Source organism: Bradyrhizobium ontarionense (assembly GCF_021088345.1).
GTDB classification, from domain to species: Bacteria; Pseudomonadota; Alphaproteobacteria; order Rhizobiales; family Xanthobacteraceae; genus Bradyrhizobium; species Bradyrhizobium ontarionense.
On record NZ_CP088156.1, the window covers coordinates 6,545,187 to 6,568,167 of the forward strand.

Genomic DNA, 22,981 nt, shown 5'->3' on the forward strand with positions numbered 1-22,981 from the left:
TACATTCAGCGTGACGGGATTGTGAAGCCCCAAGAATGGCTTGACATGGCTTCTCCCGCATCCCGCTGCCTGCGCTCAAAGCGCGTCAGAACCGTGGCGGCGGGCGACTGCCACGGTGCAAATGGCTTGCATGAGAGCTCTCGCCTCGAGCCGGCCGGTTCCGGGATGCCATCAGGCCGGGACCCGCTCCAGCTTCTGCAGGCAGCGGCGAATGTTGACCTCGGCCGGCATCGGGCGGTCGGGGAAGCTCGTGCTCCAGTTGGTGACGCCGACCTCGCCGACATAGATGTCGCCCCGCGAATCGATCGCGAGCCCATGCGGCGCGAGGAAGCGGCCGGTTTCCAGGCCGGGGCCGTGCTCGCCGCCGAGCCGGGCCATGCGCTGGCCGGTGGAGTCGGTGATGGTCAGGCGCGGACCGAGATTGGGAACATTGAGGTTCACGGGCAGGCCCGGGCCGAGCTCGCCGATGATGAAGGTCTTGCGCTTGGGCCCGCAGGCGCACAGCGCGCAGGGCCGGTGCAGATTGTTCCACTGCGTCTCGTAGCGGCCCTGGCCGTCGAATACCTGGACGCGGTGGTTCTCGCGGTCGGCGACATAGACGAAGCCGTCGGCGTCGGTGGCGATGTTGTGAACGATGTTGAACTGGCCGGGATCGGAGCCCGGCTCACCCCAGCTGCGGATCAAGCGGCCGTCGGGCGTGTATTGATGGACCCGCGCATTGCCATAGCCGTCGGAGACGTAGATCTCACCGGACGGAGACAGCGCGGTGTGGGTGCAACGGTTGAACGGCTCGCCACTCATGAACGGCGCCGGGCGCTCCGGCAGGCCGATGGTCAGCAGCACCTTGCCGTCATCAGTGCATTTGCGCACCGTATGGTCGCCGTCGTCGGTGCAATAGAGATTGTCGTCCGCGTCGATCGACAGGCCATGGGCGCGTCTGAACAGGCCCTCGCCCCAGCTCCTGATGTAATTGCCGTCGCGGTCGAACACGATCATCGGATGGACGCCGCGATTGAAGGCGTAGACGCGGTCCTTGCTGTCGACGGCGACGGCGGCGACGTCGGTCAGCGCCCAGCCGTCGGGCAGTTTCGCCCAGTTCTTGACGACGCGATAGCTGTAATCGCCCGAGCCGAGAATGGCGGACATGCTGTGGCCTCCGTGAATTCGCGCAACCTGAGTTCGAGCAACCTGAGTTCGAACAAGGCTACACGCGATCGGCGCCATCCGGAAAGCGTCTCACGCCGTCATCGTCAGCATATGCCCCTGATCCGGCGGAATACGTCCCTGCAGCGTGTCGAGATAGACGCGCTGCACGGCATCCGGGCCGCGCCCGTCGGTGATCGTGAGCCAGCCGTCGAGCCGCGGCGCGAAGTCCCGCCACGCCGCGCCGAGCCGCGTCTCGATGCCGCCGGGGCCCCATTCCCGGGCGCGCTTCCTGATCTGGTCGGGGGCGAAGAACCAGGCGGGCCGGGCGCCAGGAAGTATCTCAGCGTCGTCGAGACCGTCCTGATGCGTCAGGCCGACACGGCCGGAATACACGAGATTGTCGCCGTGGTGCCGATGCAATGCGGCGCGCAGACCGGCATTGCCGGCCATGTCGACGAAGGCCGTGCGCGATGTCGGGTCGAGCGTGCCGACCGCGTCGTAGGTCACGATGTCGTCGTAGCAGCCGAGCGAGCGCACGAACGCGACGTTGGCTGCCGAGGTCAGGCCGATGACGCGGATTCCCGTGCGTTGGCTATGCAGGAGGTGCGCAAGCCCGAAGGCGGTCTTGCTCGAGGCCGAGGACAGGATGACTGTCGTGGCGCCGAAATGCGCATGCTCGGCGAGAAAATCGTCGACCAGGAACGACAGCATGAACAGGGGGCGCAGCAGGGCCTGGTGATCGCCCTGCCGTCCGGCATAAGCGGGATCGCCGCCGACCCGTGCATAGGCGTTGTAGACGGGAGCGACCTTCTGACGATGCGCCGCCGCGTCGCGCAGGCCACGCTTGCCGACATCGGCGGCCTCGATCACGAGATGCGTCGCTATCGGGAAATAGCCGAACAGGCGTTCGCCTTCCGCGATCATGGGATGCCGCGAGGCGATCACGTCGCCGAAGCCCCACACGGGAATGATGCCGAAGCCGGCCGGTGCGGGGAACAGCTGCCAGTATTGCAGCTGCTCGCCGAGCAGCGCGTAGGTGATGTTGTTGGCGGTGAAGGCGAAGCGATCGACCTTCACCAGCAGCGCCTCCGCGGGAAGCGCCCCTTCATGGGGGAGTTCGGTGGTGATCGTCTTGCAGTCCTGCAGATCTTTGCGCGCGACGATGAAATCGGTGGATTGCATGTTGCTGACCTCGCCAATGCGATGATGACCCTGTCGCAATCCTGGCCGGCATCGATGACCGTTTTGCAACTCCAACTTTGTTTGAAACGGCGTTCGCCGGCGCTGTTAGTTCGGCGTGGTGACGACGCCCTCGCGCCTTTTGAGCACACGATAATAGCTCCACCACAGATGCGCGGCCGCACCCCGCAGCGGCCGCCACGCTTCTGCGAGCGGCATCATCTGCTTGGCGGTGGGACGCGCGGCGAGGCCGAACCCGATCTTCATGGCCTCCTGCACGGCGAGGTCGCCGGCGGGCCAGGCGTCACCGTGGCCGAGGCAGAACAGGAGATAGACGTCAGCCGTCCACGGTCCGATTCCGGGCAGGGCGGTCAGGGTGGCATGCGCGGCGTCAGCGTCCTCATTGGCGAGCACGTCGAGGTTCAGCCGCCCGGCGCCGAGCTCGCGCGCGATGTGCTTGAGCGTCTTGATCTTGGCGGCGGACAGCCCGAGCCGTCCCAGCCGGTCGGCGCGGGCGCGGCGGATCGCGTCGTGATCGAACGGCTCGAACGCCGCCTTCAGGCGGCCCCAGATCGCGGCGGCGCTCGCGGTCGACAGTTGCTGGCCGCAGACGATGTGGGCGATCCCGGCGAAGCCCGGCTCACGCCGTCGCAGCGCCGGCATGCCGGTGGCCGCGAGGATCGGCGCCAGCCGAGGGTCCTGCTTCACGAGGGCACGGACCGCATCATCGAGGATGTCCTGGCTTTCGAGATGGAGGGTCATCGCGGCGCAGGACGCAGTGCTGCGCGCGCTGCATGGTGTCGCGCCGGGTGGACTGCACCGGGGCCCGAGGTTAAGGCAGCATCAGTCAAGGTTGGAATTCTCCATGAGCTTGCGTAGCATCCCCTCCGACATGGACCGCGACAAGGTCGCGGGGGTCGACGGCCTGCTGGATCGAGTCGTTCGCGAGCAGGGCGTCTTTCTGCCGCTCGCCATCGAGAGCGGAAGCCGCGCCTGGGGCTTCGCCTCGCCCGACAGCGACTATGATTGCAGGTTCGTCTATGTGCGGCGCGCCGCCGATCATATCAAGCCATGGCCCGTCCGCGATGTCATCGAGTTTCCGCTCGAGGGCGATTTCGACGCCAATGGCTGGGACCTTGCCAAGGCGTTGCGCCTTCTGCTGAAGGGCAACGCGGTCATCATCGAGTGGCTGCGTTCGCCCGTGATCTATCGGGGCGCGGCGTGGTTTCGCGACGATTTTCTCGCCTTCGCGAGGGCGGTGGCGAGCCGCGATGCCATCGCCCGGCACTATCTGCACCTCGGAGAACGCCAGCGCCGCGCGTACTTCGGTGACGGGACGAGCGTCGCGCAGAAGAAGATATTCTATGCGCTGCGGCCGGCGGCGACGCTGCGCTGGCTGCGCCTGCACCCTGCCGAGGCGGTGGCGCCGATGCATTTCCCGACCTTGATGGCAGAGTGCGATCCGCCGGCGGCCTTGAAGGCCGAGGTCGCCGGTCTCATGAAGCGGAAAGCGTCGACCCATGAGCTCGGCGCCGCACCGCTGCCGACGGTTGTGGCCGATTTCATCGACGCCGAATTCGAGCTGGCCCGAACGTCGTTCGGGGAGGGGCGCGACCGGGGCGCCGGCGAGGCGATGGAGCAGGCAGAGCAATTCTATCGGACCGTCGTCGAACGTCTGGAACGCGAAGCGCAGCGAGAACAGGCGCAGCGATCCGTTTCCCGGATCTCGCCATGACGCCACCCGTTTTCCGATTTGCTCCGAGCCCCAACGGCCATCTTCATCTCGGCCACGCCTACTCGGCGCTGTTGAACTTTCAGCGCGCGCAAGCGAGCGGCGGCCGCCTCCTGCTGCGCATCGAGGATATCGACCCGACGCGCTGTCGTCCCGAGTTCGAGCAGGCGATCTATGAGGATCTCGGCTGGCTCGGCATCGCCTGGGAGCAGCCGGTCAGGCGCCAATCCGAGCATATCGCGGACTACCTTGCGGCGCTGGCGCGGCTGCAAGACATGGGCCTCGTCTATCCGAGCTTCGAGAGCCGGGCCGAGATCGCGCGGCTGGTGGCGCTGCGTGAGGCCGAGGGCGCCTGGCCGCGTGATCCCGACGGCGCGCCGCTCTATCCTGGAACGGCCAAGACCCTCTCTGCCGCTCGGCGTGCAGAGCTGATGGCCGGTGGGTTGCCCTATGCGTTGCGGCTCGACATGGCTGCCGCTCTGGGGCGCGTCGGCGTGTTGGCCTGGGACGAGCATGGCACCGGGCCGTCCGGTGAAGCCGGTCCGGTGACGGCACGGCCGGAGGTCTGGGGCGACGTGATCCTGGCCCGCAAGGAGACCCCGACGAGCTACCATCTTGCGGTCGTGATCGACGACGCGTTGCAGGGCGTGACCGAGGTCGTGCGCGGGCAGGACCTGTTCCATGCTACCAGCGTGCACCGGTTGCTGCAGGCTCTGCTCGGCCTGCCCGCGCCGGCCTATCGACATCACCGACTGATTCGCGACGCGACCGGCCACAAGCTGTCGAAGTCCAATCAGGCCACGGGCCTGCGTGCCCTGCGCGCGGAAGGCGTCTCGTCGGCCGAAATCCGACACAGGATCGGCATGTTGTAACCATCAGGCAGGCTGACAGGCGGGTTGCCGAATGTTTCCGGCGGGGACAACCTTTAGGGCATCGTGACACCCGGGAACGACCGTGCCATGCTAACCGGTGGCGCGGGTAATCGGGAGCTTCAATCGAAAGCGGCACGACGAGACATGACCACAGAAGTGCCCCTTCGTTTTTCGGAGTTCATGTCACAGGGGCCATGATGAAGCGCGTTCGGAAGATGAGTACAGGACGTCGGTCTCGGCCGGTGAGGCCGGCAGCGTCCAGGCCGGCTGGCAACGCTGGCTCCAAGGCGCCTGGCAAGCAGGTGCCGTCCGAGAGAAAGCGGTCCAAGACACAGTCATCAAAGACACCGCCGCCTGAGACCCGACGGTCGAAGACACCAGCGAAGGCAGCGCCGACGAAGGCGAGGCCGCTGAAGAAGCGCGTTCCCCAGGTCACGGCCATGGCGGGGGGCCGGAGAAGCGCTTCCAAGCCGGGCTCGAAGCCAGCCCCCAAGACCGCTGAAAGGGCCTCCGGAGCCGGCGTGGTCGAGACGGCCTTGGCGGTGTTCGCCCACGAGGTGCGAACGCCCCTGACCGGCATCCTCGCGATCAGCGATCTGCTTGCCACCTCCGAGCTGGGCGAGCGCGAGCGGCGCTGGGTCGACACCATCAAGGCCGGCGCCGAGCATCTCTCCAGCCTGGCGATCCTGTTCGTCGATGCCGCCAAGGGCGAGACCGCCGGCGCCGTGCTGCGCGAGGACCTGTTCGACCTGCGCGTGCTGGCGCGCGCGGCCGGCGACTCGCTGGCGGGCCGCGCCGCGGCGAAGGGATTGGAGGCGAAGGTCGAGGTCGCCGACGACCTGCCGGCGCTCGTGATCGGGGATCCCGTGCGGCTGCGGGCGGCGCTCGAAAACCTGATCGACAACGCGGTGAAGTTCACCGAGCAGGGCGGCGTGGCGCTCAGGATCGAGCCGACCGGTCGGGGTGGCCGCAGCAAGCGCACCAAGGGCGCGAGCAAAGGCAAGGTCGCGGTCGCTTTCCACGTCTCGGATTCGGGCATCGGCCTGACCCTGCAGGAGATCAAACGGCTGTTCCGGCCGTTCACCCAGGCCAATGTCTCGATCGCCTCGCGGTTCGGCGGCGCCGGGCTGGGGCTGTCCTCGGTGCGGCAATTAGCCCGAGCCATGGGCGGCGACGTCGCGGTGGCGCCGCATTCGGGCGGCGGCACGACGTTCACGCTGACGGTTGCGGTGACGGTGGCGGCGGCGCCGCACACGACGGCAGGCGGAGCCGAGGACGGCGTTACCCTGGCGCCGACGCGGCCGCTGCGGATCCTCGGGGTCGAGGACAATCCCTTCGGTCGCGTGGTGCTGAACACGATCCTGAATGAGCTCGGCCACCAGGCCGAGTTCATCGGCCGCGGCGAGGCTGCGCCCGAGCGGATCGCGGCGGGCAGTTATGATGCCGTTCTGATGGACATGGTGCTGCCCGGCATCAACGGCGTCGAGACGATCGCGCGGGTCCGCCAGCTTGGGACGCCGCACGGCACGATTCCGATCATCGGCGTGTCCGGGCGCGGCGAGGACGAGGCGGCCTCGCGCGCTGCCGGCGCCGATGCGTTCCTGCTCAAGCCCGTCTCGCCGCGGGCCCTAGCGACTGCGCTGCTTGAAGCGACCCGCCGTGCGGCAGCCGCGACTTGATGATCGATGCGTTCAATTCGCCGCCATATACGAAGATCGCGGCGATGAAATACAGGAACACGAGCGCGATGATCACCGAGGCGAGCCCGGCATACATGGTGACGTAGTTGTTGGCGAAGCGTGCCAAGTATTGTCCGAACACGATGCCCGACACCAGCGAGGCGATGAAGGTGAAGACGATGCCGGGCAGGATCTGCATGAAGCCGCGCCGGCCGGAGGGCAGCCAAGCGTGCAGGATGAAGAGGGCGATAATCAGGGCGCTGATGGTGATCCCATAGCGCGAGAGGTTGACGAAGCGCTCATTGGCTTCGACCGCGAGCGGCAGGTAGCGTCGCGCCGTCGCCAGCATCAGCGGGCCGAGCACGATCAGGAACGACATCGCGAGCGCCGTGAAGGCTGCGACCAGCGTGTAGCCGATCGATTCCAGCCGCAGCCAGTACCACCGGCGCTGCTCGACTACGCCATAGGCGCGGTTCAGCGCGACGCGCAGGGCCTCGACGCCGTTCGAGGCGAAGTAGACCGCAAGCACGGCGCCGATGGTCAGCGCATCGCTCCGCGTCGTCGTGAGCACGTCGTGGATTTCACCGGCCAGCGCATCCGCGACCTGGGTCGGCCAGGTCTGGAGCATGAGGGTGACGGCCTGATCGGCGAGATCCTTGGAGCCCAGGAAGCCCGCCAGCGAGGTCAATACGATCAGGAAGGGGAACAGCGCCATCAGCGTCGAGAGCGCGATGTGGCTCGCAATCGCCCAGCCGTCATCGGCGAGGAACTCGTAGAACGCATCCACCGCGACGTGAACGATGTAGCGAAGCGCTGTCACCTGTCCCTGCACTCTCCGCCAACGGTCATGCCTCATACCTTCCGATATTACGGACGCAAAAGCCAGAAGTTGCAGCCCCCGTGCCCGATCCGGCATGGCGTTGGCCGCCACGCGGTGTTATCTAGCCCCAATGGCTTCGCTTCTCGGTAAATTTATCCTTCCGATCGCCGTCGGCGCGGTTGCTGTGGTGCTGTTTCTCGGTCTCTTCAACATGACCCGCGGCGGCTCGCCGAACCTGTCGCAGAAACTGATGCGCTGGCGGGTGATCCTGCAATTCGTTGCGATCGTCGTTGCGATGGCGGCCATCTGGGCCATGGGGCATTGAGAAACGGGGCGTTGAGAAACAAACGGGGCGCTGAGAAACGACATGGTGGTCCTCAATCGCATCTACACGCGCACCGGTGATGACGGCACGACCGCGCTCGGCAATGGTGAGCGCCGCCCGAAATACGATCTGCGCGTCTCCGCCTATGGAACCGTCGACGAGACCAACGCCGCGATCGGCGTGGTCCGGCTGCATCTCGCCGACGCGCCCGAGATCGACGCCATGCTCGGCCTGATCCAGAACGATCTGTTCGACCTCGGCGCTGATCTGGCGGTGCCGCAGCGGGAGGGCAAGGCGGAGCGCCTGCGCGTGGTCGCCAATCAGGTCGATCGCCTGGAGCGCGACATCGATGCGCTCAACGAGCGGCTGTCGCCTTTGACGTCGTTCGTGCTGCCGGGAGGAACCCCCGCGGCGGCGCACCTGCACGTCGCGCGTACCATTTGCCGCAGGGCGGAACGGATCATGGTGGAACTCGCCGCCCGGCCGGACGAGCCGGTCAGCGAGGCCGGCATTCGTTACATGAACCGGCTGTCGGATTTCCTGTTCGTGGCGAGCCGCGCCGCGAACCGCAATGGTGCCGGCGACGTGTTGTGGGTACCGGGGCGAAACCGTTAACCCGGAGGCGTGCGGGCCGGCGATTTTTCGCCCGTCGCGCGTTGACCGGGGGGTACGGGGGCTTTAGGTTCCGCGCCCGAACAGGTCAACCCCGGAAGATTTAGAGCGAAAGAGGATCGATGAAGATTCTGGTGCCGGTCAAGCGGGTGGTCGATTACAACGTCAAGGTTCGCGTCAAGAGCGACGGATCGGGCGTTGAACTCGCCAACGTCAAGATGTCGATGAATCCGTTCGACGAGATCGCGGTCGAGGAAGCGCTGCGGCTGAAGGAAGCCGGCAAGGCGACCGAGGTCGTCGTCGTGTCGATCGGCCCCGCGCAGGCGTCGGAGACCATCCGCACCGCGCTCGCGATGGGCGCCGACCGCGGCATCCTGGTCAAGGCCGAGGGCAGCGTCGAGCCGCTCGCGGTGGCCAAGATCCTGAAGGTCATCGCCCAGGAGGAGCAGCCGGGTCTGATCATTCTCGGCAAGCAGGCGATCGATGACGATTCCAACCAGACCGGCCAGATGCTGGCCGCGCTGCTCGGCTGGGCGCAGGCGACCTTCGCCTCCAAGCTCGAGGTTGAAGGCAGCGACTTCAAGGTCACGCGCGAGGTCGATGGCGGTCTGCAGACCGTGAAGCTGAAGGGACCGGCCATCGTCACCACCGACCTGCGCCTGAACGAGCCGCGCTATGCCTCGCTGCCGAACATCATGAAGGCGAAGAAGAAGCCGATCGCGGACAAGACCGCCGCCGATGTCGGCGTCGATCTCACGCCGCGTCTCGAGGTTCTCAAGACCACCGAGCCGGCGGGCCGCAAGGCCGGCGTCAAGGTCAAGGACGTCGCCGAGCTCGTTTCCAAACTCAAGACCGAGGCGGGGGTGCTCTGATGGCCACGCTGCTGATTGCCGAACACGACAATGCCGGGATCAAGGACTCGACCAACAAGGCGCTGACGGCGGCTGCCGCGCTCGGCGCCGATGTCGACGTGCTGGTCGCGGGCCAGGGCGCCAAGGGCGCAGCCGAAGCCGCTGCCAAGCTCTCCGGCGTCAAGAAGGTGCTGCTGGCCGACGATGCGGCCTATGCCCATGATCTCGCCGAGCCGCTCGCCGCGCTGGTCGTGCAGCTCGCCGCGAACTACGACGCGATCGTCGCGCCGGCGACCTCGCGCTTCAAGAACGTGATGCCCCGGATCGCCGCGCTGCTCGACGTGATGCAGGTGTCGGAGATCATCAAGGTCGTGGCGCCCGACACGTTCGAGCGGCCGATCTACGCCGGCAACGCGATCCAGACGGTGAAGTCGAAGGACGCCAAGAAGGTGATCACCGTGCGCACCTCGACCTTCGCAGCCAGCGGCGAGGGCGGCAGCGCGCCGGTCGAGACGATTGCCGCGGCGGGCGATCCGGCGCTGTCGGCCTTCGTCGGCGAGGAGGTCGCCAAGAACGACCGTCCCGAGCTGACCTCGGCCAAGATCATCGTCTCGGGTGGCCGCGCCATGCAGAGCCGCGAGAACTTCGCCAAATATATCGAGCCGCTCGCCGACAAGCTCGGCGCGGGCGTCGGCGCCTCCCGCGCTGCGGTGGATGCCGGCTACGCGCCGAACGACTGGCAGGTCGGTCAGACCGGCAAGGTGGTGGCGCCGGAGCTCTACGTGGCGGTCGGCATTTCCGGCGCGATCCAGCATCTCGCCGGGATGAAGGACTCCAAGGTGATCGTCGCGATCAACAAGGACGAGGATGCGCCGATTTTCCAGGTTGCCGATTACGGTCTGGTCGCCGACCTTTACCAAGCGGTTCCCGAGCTGACCGAGGCGCTCGGCAAGCTCGGCAAGTAACGCTGCTGACACCGGCCGCAGGGGACTGCGCGGCCGGTGTTTCTCCTGTTAGGGCATGGATGGGCGCGAATGATGCGCCATTCCGGTGGATGACAACATGGCTCAGATCAACAAGCTCGGTGTGATCGGCGCGGGACAGATGGGGAACGGCATCGCGCACGTTGCCGCGCTGGCCGGGCTCGACGTGGTGCTCAACGACGTCTCCGCCGATCGGTTAAAGTCGGGGATGGCGACCATCAACGGCAATCTGACCCGTCAGGCCGCCAAGAAGATCATCTCCGACGAGGCGCGCGGTCAGGCGCTCGGCCATATCACGCTGACCGACAGCCTCGACGGTCTCGCCGATTGCGACCTCGTCATCGAGACGGCGATCGAGAAGGAGGACGTCAAGCGCAAGATCTTCCACGATCTGTGCGCAGTCCTGAAGCCGGAGGCGGTGATCGCCTCCAATACGTCCTCGATCTCGATCACGCGGCTCGCCGCCTGCACCGACCGGCCCGAGCGCTTCATCGGCATCCATTTCATGAACCCGGTTCCGTTGATGGAGCTGGTCGAGCTGATCCGCGGCATCGCGACCGACGACACCACCTTCGAGTCGGCCAAGGAGTTCGTCCGCAGGCTGGGCAAGCAGGTCGCGGTCTCCGAGGACTTTCCGGCTTTCATCGTCAATCGCATCCTGCTGCCGATGATCAATGAGGCGATCTACACGCTTTATGAGGGCGTCGGGAACGTCGAGGCGATCGATGCGGCGATGAAGCTCGGTGCCCATCACCCGATGGGCCCGCTGGAGCTGGCCGATTTCATCGGCCTGGATATCTGCCTGTCGATCATGCAGGTGCTGCATGAGGGGCTGGCCGATTCCAAGTACCGCCCGTGCCCGCTGCTGGTGAAATATGTCGAGGCCGGCTGGCTCGGTCGCAAGACGCAGCGCGGCTTCTACGACTATCGCGGCCCCAAGCCGGTGCCGACGCGCTAAATCTACCGCTCCCGGGCTATGTATCGATACGCTTCGTTAAGGCTCCTCGGCTAGCGTGGCCCTCAGAGAGGTAAGTGCGTATGGATATGAGCTTGGTGGCTGCGGTCATGGCGCAGCAGGCGAGTGCGACCCAGCAGCAGGTCGCCACGTCGGTGATGAAGCAGAACCTGAACGCTCAGAAGGATGCGGTCATGACGCTGCTCGGCGGCGCGCAGCAGACGTTGTCGCTCGCCAATGCCGGCCCCGGCGTCGGCGGCAACCTCAACATCGCCGCCTGAGTTTTGCGGCGTCGAAGTCCGCCCTTAATCCGCGGTCATTCCGGGGCGATGCGACAGCATCGAACCCGGAATCTGGAGCTTGTCGCACTCACATCGAGATTCCGGGTTCAGCCCTGACGGGCTGCCCCGGAATGACGGCCGTGGTGAGGGGGCGACCTACAGTCCCGCGGCGGCCTTCGTGGTCGCCGCCTGGATCAGCTTGACCGCGTCGTCGCTGTTCCATTCTGCGGGACCTGCGATGGTCGCAATCTCGCAGCCATTGCCGTCGACCAGCACCGAGGTCGGCATGCCCAGCGCGCGGCCGACCGCCTTGAGATCCTGGAACACCTTGGCCTTCTGGTCGCTGAAATAGGCCAATTGGGTGAGCTTGGCGTCGTTGAGGAACGCCTTCGGCTTCTCGGGATCGCGCGTGTCGATGTTGACCGCGACCACCTGGAAACCGTCATTGCCGAGCTTGGCCTGCAGCCCGTCGAGCGCCGGCATCTCCTTGCGGCAGGGCACGCACCAAGTCGCCCAGAGGTTCAAAAGTACCGTCTTGCCGCGAAAGTCCGACAACTTCTTCGGCGCGCCGCCGGCATCCTCGAACGCCAAGTCAGGCAGCCGCAGCGGCGCCGTTGCGGCCGTCAGCGCCGCGACCTCGCCCTTGATCAGCGGCGCGATCCGCGCGGCGGTAGCGACCGCCGCCTGGCAGGCCTGGTCGCCCGCCGGCCGTCCCTTCAGCGATCCGCCGAAGGTCACCGCGGCGATGCCGGCCACGGCGACGACCGCTACGGCACCGGCCGCCAGCAGCGCACGGCGCGGGCCGGCGGGGCGGGCAGGGGACGGGTCTGGCTTATCGTTTGTCATCTCGGGTCGGTTGCGGCTATCAGGAGCGCGAGTTTCGGGGCGCGGACGGTGTGTCCCATCCAGTGGCGGTCAGCAAGGTCTTAAGAGCGGTTCAGGCATGAGCAACACGATGTGGGGCGGACGGTTCTCGGAGCGTCCCGACGAGATCATGGAGGACATCAACGTCTCGATCGACGTCGATCGCCACCTCTACGCACAGGACATCGCCGCTTCCAAGGCACACGCCGCGATGCTCGCCGCTCAGGGCATCATCACGGCCGGTGATGCGAAAAATATCGGCAAGGGTCTAGACACGATTTTGTCAGAGATCACCAAGGGTTCGTTCGAGTTCAAGCGGGCCCTGGAAGACATTCACATGAACGTCGAGAGCCGGCTCGGCGAGCTGATCGGGCCGGCCGCGGGGCGGCTGCACACCGCGCGCTCGCGCAACGACCAGGTCGCGACCGACTTCCGCCTGTTCGTGCGCGACATCATCGACGACATCGATGCGGCGCTCGCCGCCTACCAGCACGCGCTGGCGACGCGCGCGCTCGAGCATGCGTCGACCGTGATGCCGGGCTTCACCCATCTGCAGACCGCCCAGCCCGTCACCTTCGGCCACCACCTGCTGGCCTATGTCGAGATGGCCGGGCGCGACCGCGGCCGCTTCCTCGATGCCCGCAAGCGGCTCAATGAATCGCCGCTGGGGGCTGCCGCGCTCGCCGGCACCTCGTTCCCGATCGACCGCCACGCCACCGCCGAGGCGCTCGGCTTCGAGCGGCCGATGGCCAATTCGCTCGACGCCGTGTCGGACCGCGATTTCGTGCTGGAGACGCTGTCGGCGGCGTCGATCTGCGCGGTGCATCTGTCGCGCTTCGCCGAGGAGATCGTGATCTGGACCTCGCCGCTGGTCGGCCTGATCAAGCTGTCGGACAAGTTCACCACCGGCTCCTCGATCATGCCGCAGAAGCGCAATCCGGACGCCGCCGAGCTGGTGCGTGCCAAGACCGGCCGCGTGATCGGCGCGCTGAACGGGCTCCTGATCGTGATGAAGGGCCTGCCGCTCGCCTACCAGAAGGACATGCAGGAGGACAAGCAGGGGGCGATGGAGGCGTTCGCGGCGCTGTCGCTCGCCATCCGCGCCATGACCGGCATGGCGCTCGACCTGGTGCCGGACGAGGCGCGGATGAAGGCGGCCGCGGGCGAGGGCTATGCCACCGCGACCGATCTCGCCGACTGGCTGGTGCGCACCCTGAAGATGCCGTTCCGCGAGGCCCACCACGTCACGGGGCGGATCGTGGCGCTCGCAGCCAAGCAGGGCGTGGCGCTGCACGAGCTGCCGCTGAAGGCGATGCAGGAGGTCGAGCCGAAGATCTCAGCCGAGGTGCTCGGCGTGCTCTCGGTGGAGTCTTCCGTGAAGAGCCGCACCAGCTACGGCGGCACCGCGCCGAAGAACGTTCTGGCCCAGGCCAAGGGCTGGCTGAAGCGGCTGGAAAAACAGCGAAAGTAGGGCCGGTCGACAGAATTTGACCGGCTTGGCGTGGCACTCCGGCACTCGTCATATCCGGTCAATCTCTGTATGGTGCCGCCCGCATGGGGATCTCACACGTGAATCGCAGTCGCCGTCCGATGTCCAAAGCCTGGACCCTTCTCGTCGTGGGGGCTGCCGCCCTCTCGCTCGCCGCCTGCGGGCGCAAGGGCCCGTTGGACCTGCCGGCCAATTCCCCGCCGGCGCCGCAGATGTCGGCCGCTCCCGCCGACACCGCCACGGACGCCGCGAACAAGCCCGGCCTGTTCAATTCCGGCTATGGCGCCGACTCCGCCCCCGCCGCCACCCGCGGCACCAAGAAGCCCTTCATCCTCGACCCGCTGCTCGACAGCAAATAGGCCAGCGCTTCGGCTCGACGGGTCTCCCTGACGCAGAGCGATAGGGTTGTCGCCGATGGCTGGTGCTCGACGGGCGGGGCGGTCACCGTCCTTCGATGTCCCGGAGGCCGGTCCCAATGGCTTCGTCATTCCGGGGCATTCGCGCGCAAAATGGCGCAGCCATTTTGAAGCAGCGCGAATGAGCCCGGAATCCATAACCCCAGGACGAAGTCGCGTGGCGCGCTGCCAACCCTGAGCGTGCCCCACACGGCATCCTGTGGTTATGGGTTCCGGGCTCGCGCTCCGCGCGCCCCGGAACGACATCGAATGCGATCGCCCGGCCCGGATGCGAGGGCGGCCGCGTCAATTGACAATCCCCTCCATTTCCCGGCAATTCGCCGCCACAATCAACATCTCTCGCGGCCCCGTGCGCGGATCAGACCCATGAATCATTTCGACTACCGCGACGGCGTGCTGCACGCCGAGGCCGTCAATCTCACCGAGCTCGCCGCCCGCGTCGGCACGCCGTTCTACTGCTACTCGACTGCGACCCTGGAGCGGCACTACCGCGTGTTCGCCGACGCCTTCGCAGGCCAGGACGTGCTGATCTGCTACGCCATGAAGGCCAATTCCAACCAGTCGGTGCTGCGCACCCTCGCCAAGTGTGGGGCCGGCGCCGACGTCGTCTCCGGCGGTGAGCTGAAGCGCGCGCTCGCGGCCGGCATTCCCTCGCGGAAAATCCTGTTCTCCGGCGTCGGCAAGACCGAGGCCGAGCTGCGCGCCGCGCTGTCAGCCGACATCCACTGCATCAACGTCGAGTCCGAGCCGGAGCTCGACCTGCTGGCGCGGCTCGCGGCCGAGACCGGCCACACGGCGCGCATCTCGGTGCGCGTCAATCCCGACGTCGATGCCGGCACCCACGCAAAAATCTCGACCGGCAAATCGGAGAACAAGTTCGGCATTCCCTTGGAGCACGCGCGCCGCGTCTACGCCCGCGCCGCGAAGATGCCGGGCATCGAGGTCACCGGCGTCGACGTCCACATCGGCAGCCAGATCACCGATCTCGGCCCGATGGAGACGGCGTTTCGCATCCTCACCGAGTTCGTGCAGACCCTGCGCGCCGACGGTCACACCATCTCCCATGTCGATTTCGGCGGCGGCCTCGGCATCCCCTATCACATGGACCGCGCGGTGCCGCCGGAGCCCGCGGCCTATGCCGCGATGGTCAAGCGCATCTCGCACAATCTCGGCTGCACCCTGATGTTCGAGCCCGGCCGCATGATCGTCGGCAATGCCGGCATCCTCGTCGCCCGGGTGATCTATGTGAAGCACGGCGAGGCCAAGAACTTCGTCATTATCGACGCCGCGATGAACGACCTGATCCGCCCGACGCTCTACGAGGCCCATCACGACATCCTGCCGGTGACGCAGCCGGCGCCTGGCGCTGCATCGTTCGTGGCCGACGTCGTCGGCCCGGTCTGCGAGAGCGGCGACTACCTTGCGCTGGACCGCACGCTGCCCGAGCCCAAGCCCGGCGACCTCCTCGCCATCATGACCGCCGGCGCCTACGGCGCGGTGCAGGCCTGCACCTACAACACCCGCGCGCTGGTCCCTGAGGTGCTGGTCAAGGGCGACCAGGCCGCCGTGATCCGGCCGCGCATCGAGGTCGAGCAACTGATCGCGATGGATACGCCGGCGCCCTGGTTGTGAGGACGGGGCGATCGGCCGGGCGGCTCCCGTCCGGTCGATCTCACACGGTCTGACGCAGACAAAGGAGAAGCCGCATTGCAAACGGCATCTCCCTCGCGAGCGAAACGCTACTTCGACTGGCCTTTCTGAACGGCCGCAACGGCCTTGCGGATGACGTCGATGACGACGGCAGGCTGGGACAGCATGATGACGTGGCTGCTGTTGGTCTCGACGACGGTCGCGTTCATGCGTTTCGCCAGAAAATGCTGAAGATCTGGATGCACGGTCTGGTCCTTCTGAGCGAGGATGAACCAGCTCGGTTTCGACCTCCAGGCGACCTGATCGAGATCCTGCTGCTCGAGCAGGTCGGAGGCGGGCGGGTAGTGGGTCGCCCACACCAGCTTCTGCTCCTGCTCGGAAAGGTCTCCCGCAAAATACTTGGTGCCTTCCGGCTTGATCCAGACACGTCCGCCTGCGACCTCGATCTGGGAAAAGATTTCGGTCGGGTATTTGTTGAGCTCGCTCTGCACGGTCTCGTGGACGTCAGGCGCGACGGCGGCGATATAGACCAGACCGGCGACGCGCTCGTCCGTCCCTGCGCCCGTGATGGTGGCCCCGCCGTAGGAGTGACCGACAAGGATGGCGGGGCTGCTGACCCGCCCCAGCGTGCGCTTCACGGTCGCAACGTCATCCGCGTAGCTGTTGAGCCCGTATTGGACGGCGATCACCTCGTGCCCATCGGCCTGCAGGGCGGGGATCACCTTGCTGAAGCACGAGCCGTCGGCCCAGAGGCCGTGACAGAAGACGATGCTCGGTTTGGACGTCGTTGCCATTGTTGTTGTCCCTTTTTGGTTGAAACGGCGCGACGGTAAATCCTGCTTTTGCCGATGACCAAGACCTTGTAGGTTCCGAGCTATGCCTTGAAGATATAAGAGGACGGATGGAACTCCGGCATTTGCGCTATTTCGTTGCGGTTGCGGAGGAAGGCAGTTTGTTGACCGCTGCCCAGCGGCGACTGAACACCTCGCAGCCGTCGTTGAGCCGACAGATTCGCGATCTGGAAACCGAAGTCGGCGTGCAGCTGCTGGAGCGCCAGGCGCGCGGCGTGGCGCTCACCCCTGCCGGACGCGTGTTTCTCGATCACGCACGGCTGGCGCTGCTGCAGGTCGAGGCGGCGACGGATGGCGCCCGGCGGACAGCCCAGCCGCAAAGACCGCTCCTGTCGATGGGATTCCTGGTCGGACTGGAGGTCATGTGGCTGCCGCACCTGTTGCGCATCCTCCGCGAGGAAGCGCCGGAGGTCGAGGTCACGCTGTGTACGCAGTCCTCCCCGGAGCTCGCGCTGGCCTTGATGCGAGGGCAGTTGGACATCGCCTTCCTTCGGCCCGAGAACGACAGTGCGGGTCTCATCTATAAGACGCTGGCGAAGGAGCCTTTGATCGCCGTGCTGCCGGCCGACCATCGCCTGGCGTCGCGCAAGAAGATTCGGCCGCAGGATCTTGCCGGAGAAATCTACGTCAGCTCGGCGAGAACCTCCCCGGTCCTGCAAGCCGTCATCCTGGACTACGCATCGAGGGTCGGCATCACCCTCAAGCCCAAATACGAAGGCGAGAACATCTCGTCGGCCATGTCGCTCGTCGCGTCCACGGGCGGAATCAGCCTCGTCCCCCTCTATGCGCAGAACATGCTGGCCCCCAACGTCGTCGCCCGAGCGCTCGAGGGGGGCACGCCGACGGTCGATCTGGCCTTGGGATACAACCAGGCCAATGCGTCCCCCTTGCTCCGCAGGCTGTTGTCTCGCGCTGACGAATTGATCGCAAACGTCCAGAACCAGAGCATCATCCGCTATGTCGAAGCTCAATAGCGGGAACGATCAGGCCGCCGTGATCGGCCGCGGATCGAGGTGGAGGCGCTGATCGCGATGGACACGCCGGCGCCGTGGTTGTGAGGGGCAAGTCTTTGCAACCTGGCGGCTCGACGGTTTAACCGCTTCCACGCAGCCGTTTTCATGCAGATTCACGGCAACCGGAAAGTAGTAGGATGAGTCTTGACGATGCCCTGGTTCGAGAGCTGCGTAAGGCAGCCGAGGCCGGTGCTACCGCATCGCAGCTTGTGTTGATGGTTGGTCGCCACCTGGATGCCCTCGATACCAACTTTCGTCTTCACGCGATTGCTTGGAGGCGTTCTTTTTGTCACTGCGCGAGGCTACCACCGTTGGGGCGCTTACGATTTTCCCGGACGGAGATTCATCTGCGGCGCAGATCGATGACGAGATGAGGTCGATTCTCACCGCAACACGACCGAAATGGGTGTCGCAATAAGAGCGGCGTCGAGAACATTGGTTCGCAGCGGTTCAATTCAGGGAAGGACCCAGGACAAGGACATTCGGAAGGCCCAGGACGTCGCAGCGACATTGGAGGACTGAGGATGAAGGTCAGCAAGCTGAAGAAGTTTGACGCCGCCGAGCACCTTCGCACAGCGGCCGCCCGCGCGGAGTATCTCAACATCGTGCTCGCCGATGGCGATCCCACAGAGGTCCGCGACGCTCTCAATCTCGTAGCCCGGGCGCAGGGCATGAGCCAGGTCGCAAAGGCCGCCGGCGTGACCAGGGAGGGGCTCTACAAGACGCTCGGCGAGAACGGCAACCCCGAATTCGCAACCGTCCTGCGGATCATCGCCGCGATGGGAATCCGGCTGACGGCCGAGCCGGCCCGAGCCAAGCCGAAGGCGAAAGCCGCGGCGTTGCGGTGATAATGATGGACTGCATCGCAACTCCCACTGCTGCTCCGAGCGAAGGGGCACACCTTCACGGTGACCAGTCATTCGCGAGAGGCCGGAGGTGGTGAGATGAATCGGTGAGGCCGAGGCCGCTCGAAGACCGGGCCTTCGAACCTCGTCCCGCCGTCGCACGACATCACCACGAAGCGGAATCGGCCGTACATCGGAAAGTTCCTGTCGCAGTCCCGGCCGCATTGGGACGAACAGGACATGCCGCTCCAGGGCACCGGCCGCAGGCCGCGTTCGTCGATTGTCACGCATGTGCCGGGCCGCCGGTCGCACGACGCCACGAGCCTGAGCGAGTCGCGATCGAGATCCTGAGCGCGCGCGAAGGTGCCGTCGGCGCGCTGCTCCTCAACGATCAATTCGGAGGCGAGTTCGACCGTCCCATGGGCGCGAAGTTCGAGTTCGCTGGGCGTCGGTCCGTTGCGAATTTCGACGGCGGCGCCACCTCCGGCTTCTGCCGCCGGCGCGCGCGCCGGCCAGGCGAGCAGCATGGCACAGGTCAGCAGGCCGATCAGAGCGCGCATCGGCGCCGCGATCCTCTTCCGCCAAAGCGCCAACTGCGCGATCGACATGTGCATGGCGATGATGCTCCCGGCTCACCTGGTTATGCACATTGCCTATGGTGACAGTGCGCCTGATAAAAGGCCAACGCAGCGAGACCCAGGACTTGAGGGCACTGTTACGTCATCCCCGACTCAGCGCTCGCGGGACAGGGCCTGCACGGCCTGCTGCGTTGCAAGAGTGAGTGGATTCGGAAGCGCGTGCAAGGCGAACCAGCCGAACGCGGCGTGCTTGTCGGGTTCGACCAGCCTCGGCTCACCCTTGAAGCCCGAGGCGAGATAGACCGGCGCAACCCAGTGGTCGCCCCTCAGCCGGTCGATCTGGTCGACCACGCAGATCAGCCTGAGGTCGCCAAGCGTGATGTCGAGCTCCTCTGTCGCCTCACGCCTGACCGCGTCCTCCACCGGCTCCAGCCAGTCGATCTTGCCGCCCGGCAGGCCCCAGCAGCCGGCCTCCGGTTCGCGAAGGCGCTGGACGAGCAGGATCGCCCCGCCATCAACGATCACAACACCGCAGCCCAACCGAGGCTCGTTCATCGCCATGTGCCAGCAACCAAATCCATGTCGTCGCTGAGGCGCATCGTAGCAGAATTGATCTGGGAGGCCTTGGCAGTTTCGGAGGTCTAGGCGCACTCAACTGCCCGATTTCGTCATTCTGACGCAGTGCAGTCAAGTGCCTGTCCGCCTCATCCATCCGAGCGGGCCGAGAAAAATTCAGCGTCACCGTAATTCCGAGCCAAGCCGAAGGCGAAAGCCGCGGCGTGGCGGTGACGATGAGGGACTGCAACGTCATTCCCTACTGCCGCTCGGAGTGAGGGGGGGAACGGCTATAGGTAGCGCTAGCCACGAATTTTCTGCAGCGTCACGCAATCCTACATCTGCGCGAGGAATCATCTGCTTTTGTCAGGAGCAATTCCGGTCTCTGAATGCCTGGATGACTTTCGACAATCGCAATAGCTATAACGCTGTTTGTTCTTACGAGATTCCTCAGGAGGACGAAAATTCACCGGCCGCTAGAGTGACCAGATCGTTCGGATGCTTAAACCGCGTCAGTTCCTGAGCCATCAGGAGTTCAGCATGGTCCCGCGCGAGGTCCATCTGCCGCTTCCGCTCAACAGGATCACGCAGCTTCGGTGCTGCATCCTCGCCAGGCGCGAATAGTAGTTTTCTGACGATGCTTGTGTTCACTACGGGGGCTGCCCCTGGATCCTGCGTCAACACGATTAATTTTTCGCCTAGCGTATGGCCTTGGTCATTTTGGAATCTAGCTAGAAACGCGGCAACGAACTCGGCAGTTTCGCGCCTAGCGATCACCGAATAACTTCCGTTAAATTGTTCCGCTGTAACGTTATCGACGAGCCAATTCAGAAATTCGGTTGAAAAGTCGATTAGGATCTGGTCGCCCCGACTCCATGCCGCTCGTCGGGTTGTTGCGCTTACAACCGTTCTGCCTCCAAACTCAGCAAATCTACCTTTCATGTGAGCGGGGAGCCGCATCGTGAAGCGCTCTTCGTCGCCACTTTCCTCAACTTCGATCTCAAAGAACCGAGCCGATCGCTTTATAAATGTCGCGACATCGGCCGTCGTGTATTGCCCCAATGATTCTAGATCAGGAGACCCCGTAGATGTAGCAAAGCTTAGAATGTCATCTTGGATCAGTTTTGCTCGCTTCGCCTGATTCAAGGCGTCGTCTATCCGATCTTGAGTACGGTCGACCCGGCCACCCTGGGCTTCCTCCAAAAGCATCGAAATATCAATTCGCTCTAACAGTTCTCCCAGAATGTCGGCGGCATAGCGTTCGTCAAACTCAGGCCCCACGGTCGCCATCTCTCTGACTATGATGTCGAGTCGATCAAACAAAATAGAGACGATTTCGTTGTCAATCGTGTCGCGAGCAAGAAAATTTATAACGACGACTTTTTGCTTTTGGCCGTAACGATAGAGCCGCCCTATGCGTTGGGAAATCCGCGAGGGATTCCACGGCAAATCGTAGTTGATGAGTATGTGGCAGTCTTTGTGTAGATTAAGACCCTCGCCGCCCGCCTCAGTCGAGATCAAAATCGGATTTTCGCTTTCGAACGCCCTGATGGCGTTTCTCTTCTCTTCCACTGTCATACTGCCGTTGATGATCTCCGGCTTCTCGCCGACGGCAGACTTTAGCCGATAAATAAGGTAGGCTTGAGTCGATCGATATTCCGTGAATATAAGGACCTTCTTCTTCTGCGCGACGACGATATCGCAAACTAATGAAACTAAAGCGTCGCCCTTCTTGTCGTTCCTCATAGCTTCGGCGGCCTTCGCCATTAGATCTCGCAAACACTGCGTCTCGGTCTCGAAGAATGGCGCTCGCCCTGGTCCGCGCGATCGTTCCTCCAGTTGGTCGTCCCCGTCGGTCTCTTCATCGTCCTGCTCAGGATATAGTAGGCTTTCAGCGTCATTTTGAGCGGTTAGTCGTTCAAGCCTGTTCTTCAATGCAATGTACAGCGCAGCTATCGATGACGACGCCATCTTTCGGTAGATGGTCATGACGAAACCTATTGCACGGCCCTCGGCGCCGCCCAGTGAATCGCCCGCTCGATATCCCATCCGAAGGTAGTCTTGAAGCTGGCGCTCTAAGGCCTCGAATTCGGGGTCGTGATCGATAGCTGCGCGCCTTACGATCACCCCTTTGAACAGAAAGGTACCGTCGAGATCTACCGCATCGATCTTTCGGTTTCGGAGCACTATTTCTTGAACGACGTCTGGTTCCGTTTCAATCTCATCTATTGCTGCACTCAAATCGGGCCGAACGAGCGTCAGCAGGTTGCGAAACTTTCCAGTTTCGCCCTGGTGCGGAGTGCCGGTCAGCAGGATGAGCCTGTCGGTCTTCGCTCGCAAGGCTTGCGCCAACTTGTATCGGAGCGTCGACCGACCTCTGTCATCTCGTGCCAACCGATGGGCTTCATCGAAAACGATCAAGTCCCACACCCCTGCTGCCAGCAACATTCCGAATGAGGTCGAATCGCTTGTGCCGTCGTCGTCGGATTGACGCGGTTTCGCTAAGTCAAGAGATACAATGACCCTCTCGAAAAGACCCCACTCCTTGTGATCAGATATCCGGAAATCTGTACCGAAGATAAGGAAACGACGATCGAACTTAGTCAGCATTTCCTCTTTCCATTGTCGCGTCAGACCCGACGGAACAACGAATAAGATTCGCCGCAGATTTTGCCGCCGCTCAAGTGCGGCGAGGAGCAGCCCGACCTCGATGGTTTTTCCCAAGCCGACGTCGTCTGCAATAAGCCAGTTCGTCTGGCCCGAATTCACAATGCGATGTACTAGTGATATCTGATGCGGGAGCGGATCGACATCCAACCGATCTAGTGCGCCGGTCGCTTCGTTCCATTTGCTCAGTGCGTGCGCAATGATGTTGAGCGAAAATCGTTCAGCGCCCCGCTCGGCGATTGGGCCCGCGCGCCTATAGAGAAGCTCCGGATCCATGATCCTGCGCAACCGTTCAAATGGCAACCAGATTGACTGCCCCGTAGAATGGAGCTGAACCAATACTTGAAAGCGTGCCGCCAGCTCTCGAACGTGAAGCACGGTGCCTGCGCCCAACGTCTCCCTTACGCCGGAAAGCGGTATATCTTGGACGCAATGCCCGATCTGAAACCCGCATCCCCATTCGTCTTGTCCCAGCGTAGTTTTTCCCTTCGGGCCAAAGTCGACTTCGATTGTCGTTCGATTTGACGTCTCCCGTGTAGCTACAACGACGCCAATTTCATCCGGATTCGATCGCCTGCAAACCCAGGCCCCTTCAACGGGAATCAATTCATTCATTCT

23 protein-coding genes are annotated in these 22,981 nt (G+C 64.3%); 14 read left to right on the top strand and 9 right to left on the bottom strand.

The genetic code is table 11. The annotated features are described in order from the left end of the window. Nucleotides 1–171 precede the first annotated feature (171 nt). The 3 genes from LQG66_RS28855 to LQG66_RS28865 form a co-directional block, all read right to left on the bottom strand. A complete protein-coding gene (locus tag LQG66_RS28855; RefSeq protein WP_231319240.1) occupies nt 172–1,146 on the bottom strand; it encodes a peptidyl-alpha-hydroxyglycine alpha-amidating lyase family protein in 975 nt (324 codons plus the stop codon). Nucleotides 1,147–1,236: 90 nt separating this feature from the next. Beyond that, complete coding sequence (locus tag LQG66_RS28860) at nt 1,237–2,328, bottom strand: DUF2855 family protein (protein WP_231319241.1); 1,092 nt, start codon at nt 2,326–2,328, stop codon at nt 1,237–1,239. 105 nt (nt 2,329–2,433) lie between these two features. Further along, nucleotides 2,434–3,087 (bottom strand): DNA-3-methyladenine glycosylase family protein, encoded by a 654-nt coding sequence (locus tag LQG66_RS28865; RefSeq protein WP_231319242.1) that lies wholly within the window; start codon nt 3,085–3,087, stop codon nt 2,434–2,436. A 16-nt stretch (nt 3,088–3,103) separates the two neighbouring features. Between LQG66_RS28865 and LQG66_RS28870 the strand changes: the two genes are divergently transcribed. From LQG66_RS28870 to LQG66_RS28880, 3 genes are all read left to right on the top strand, one after another. After that, nucleotides 3,104–4,060 carry a nucleotidyltransferase domain-containing protein gene (locus LQG66_RS28870; RefSeq protein WP_231319243.1) on the top strand — a complete coding sequence of 319 codons (957 nt, stop codon included), beginning with the start codon at nt 3,104–3,106 and terminating at the stop codon, nt 4,058–4,060. After that, nucleotides 4,057–4,929 carry a tRNA glutamyl-Q(34) synthetase GluQRS gene (gene gluQRS / locus LQG66_RS28875; RefSeq protein WP_231319244.1) on the top strand — a complete coding sequence of 291 codons (873 nt, stop codon included), beginning with the start codon at nt 4,057–4,059 and terminating at the stop codon, nt 4,927–4,929. The genes LQG66_RS28870 and gluQRS overlap by 4 nt, the downstream gene beginning before the upstream one ends. A gap of 536 nt (nt 4,930–5,465) precedes the next feature. Next, on the top strand, nt 5,466–6,608 hold the full coding sequence (locus tag LQG66_RS28880; protein ID WP_425601364.1) for an ATP-binding protein: 1,143 nt from the start codon (nt 5,466–5,468) through the stop codon (nt 6,606–6,608). On the opposite strand, the gene LQG66_RS28885 is transcribed toward LQG66_RS28880, so the two are convergent. Continuing rightward, entirely contained in the window at nt 6,535–7,440 is a 906-nt protein-coding gene (locus LQG66_RS28885; protein WP_231319246.1) for a YihY/virulence factor BrkB family protein, read from the bottom strand. The two genes, LQG66_RS28880 and LQG66_RS28885, sit on opposite strands and share 74 nt — an antisense overlap. 118 nt (nt 7,441–7,558) lie before the next feature. On the opposite strand from LQG66_RS28885, the gene LQG66_RS28890 reads away from it, so the two are divergent. The 6 genes from LQG66_RS28890 (at nt 7,559) to LQG66_RS28915 (ending at nt 11,435) form a co-directional block, all read left to right on the top strand. After that, a complete protein-coding gene (locus LQG66_RS28890; RefSeq protein ID WP_231327988.1) occupies nt 7,559–7,753 on the top strand; it encodes a twin transmembrane helix small protein in 195 nt (64 codons plus the stop codon). Between the two features lie 42 nt (nt 7,754–7,795). Then, nucleotides 7,796–8,368, top strand: a complete 573-nt coding sequence (locus tag LQG66_RS28895) for a cob(I)yrinic acid a,c-diamide adenosyltransferase (protein WP_231319247.1) — start codon at nt 7,796–7,798, stop codon at nt 8,366–8,368. A gap of 119 nt (nt 8,369–8,487) precedes the next feature. Then, nucleotides 8,488–9,237, top strand: a complete 750-nt coding sequence (locus LQG66_RS28900) for an electron transfer flavoprotein subunit beta/FixA family protein (protein WP_231319248.1) — start codon at nt 8,488–8,490, stop codon at nt 9,235–9,237. Further along, a complete protein-coding gene (locus LQG66_RS28905) occupies nt 9,237–10,181 on the top strand; it encodes an electron transfer flavoprotein subunit alpha/FixB family protein (protein WP_231319249.1) in 945 nt (314 codons plus the stop codon). Before LQG66_RS28900 ends, LQG66_RS28905 begins: the two co-directional genes overlap by 1 nt. A 97-nt stretch (nt 10,182–10,278) precedes the next feature. Further along, nucleotides 10,279–11,157 (top strand): 3-hydroxybutyryl-CoA dehydrogenase, encoded by an 879-nt coding sequence (locus LQG66_RS28910; protein WP_231319250.1) that lies wholly within the window; start codon nt 10,279–10,281, stop codon nt 11,155–11,157. Nucleotides 11,158–11,237: 80 nt separating this feature from the next. Then, nucleotides 11,238–11,435, top strand: coding sequence for a putative motility protein (locus LQG66_RS28915; protein ID WP_231319251.1), 198 nt, complete (start codon nt 11,238–11,240; stop codon nt 11,433–11,435). 156 nt (nt 11,436–11,591) lie between these two features. On the opposite strand, the gene tlpA is transcribed toward LQG66_RS28915, so the two are convergent. Then, a complete protein-coding gene (gene tlpA, locus LQG66_RS28920; protein ID WP_231319252.1) occupies nt 11,592–12,281 on the bottom strand; it encodes a thiol:disulfide interchange protein TlpA in 690 nt (229 codons plus the stop codon). Between the two features lie 97 nt (nt 12,282–12,378). Between tlpA and argH the strand changes: the two genes are divergently transcribed. From argH to lysA, 3 genes are all read left to right on the top strand, one after another. Next, entirely contained in the window at nt 12,379–13,770 is a 1,392-nt protein-coding gene (gene argH / locus LQG66_RS28925; protein WP_231319253.1) for an argininosuccinate lyase, read from the top strand. Between the two features lie 83 nt (nt 13,771–13,853). Continuing rightward, nucleotides 13,854–14,147, top strand: coding sequence for an LPS translocon maturation chaperone LptM (gene lptM / locus LQG66_RS28930; RefSeq protein ID WP_231319254.1), 294 nt, complete (start codon nt 13,854–13,856; stop codon nt 14,145–14,147). Nucleotides 14,148–14,570: 423 nt separating this feature from the next. Beyond that, a complete protein-coding gene (gene lysA, locus LQG66_RS28935; protein WP_231319255.1) occupies nt 14,571–15,836 on the top strand; it encodes a diaminopimelate decarboxylase in 1,266 nt (421 codons plus the stop codon). A 107-nt stretch (nt 15,837–15,943) separates the two neighbouring features. On the opposite strand, the gene LQG66_RS28940 is transcribed toward lysA, so the two are convergent. Then, the gene (locus LQG66_RS28940) at nt 15,944–16,648 is read right to left on the bottom strand and encodes an alpha/beta fold hydrolase (protein ID WP_231319256.1); all 705 of its coding nucleotides are present in this window, start codon (nt 16,646–16,648) and stop codon (nt 15,944–15,946) included. Nucleotides 16,649–16,755: 107 nt separating this feature from the next. On the opposite strand from LQG66_RS28940, the gene LQG66_RS28945 reads away from it, so the two are divergent. Together LQG66_RS28945 and LQG66_RS28950 are read left to right on the top strand one after the other, a co-directional pair. Beyond that, a complete protein-coding gene (locus tag LQG66_RS28945) occupies nt 16,756–17,679 on the top strand; it encodes a LysR family transcriptional regulator (protein ID WP_345778919.1) in 924 nt (307 codons plus the stop codon). Nucleotides 17,680–18,242: 563 nt separating this feature from the next. Then, nucleotides 18,243–18,566: an addiction module antidote protein gene (locus LQG66_RS28950; RefSeq protein WP_231319258.1), complete on the top strand. Its 324-nt coding sequence runs from the start codon at nt 18,243–18,245 to the stop codon at nt 18,564–18,566. A gap of 68 nt (nt 18,567–18,634) precedes the next feature. On the opposite strand, the gene LQG66_RS28955 is transcribed toward LQG66_RS28950, so the two are convergent. The 3 genes from LQG66_RS28955 to LQG66_RS28965 all read right to left on the bottom strand — a co-directional run bounded on the left by LQG66_RS28955 (nt 18,635) and on the right by LQG66_RS28965 (nt 22,978). Further along, nucleotides 18,635–19,171, bottom strand: coding sequence for a hypothetical protein (locus LQG66_RS28955; protein ID WP_231319259.1), 537 nt, complete (start codon nt 19,169–19,171; stop codon nt 18,635–18,637). A gap of 123 nt (nt 19,172–19,294) precedes the next feature. Further along, nucleotides 19,295–19,696, bottom strand: a complete 402-nt coding sequence (locus LQG66_RS28960) for an NUDIX hydrolase (RefSeq protein ID WP_231319260.1) — start codon at nt 19,694–19,696, stop codon at nt 19,295–19,297. A 450-nt stretch (nt 19,697–20,146) separates the two neighbouring features. Further along, entirely contained in the window at nt 20,147–22,978 is a 2,832-nt protein-coding gene (locus tag LQG66_RS28965) for a DEAD/DEAH box helicase (RefSeq protein ID WP_231319261.1), read from the bottom strand. Between the last annotated feature and the right edge of the window lie 3 nt (nt 22,979–22,981).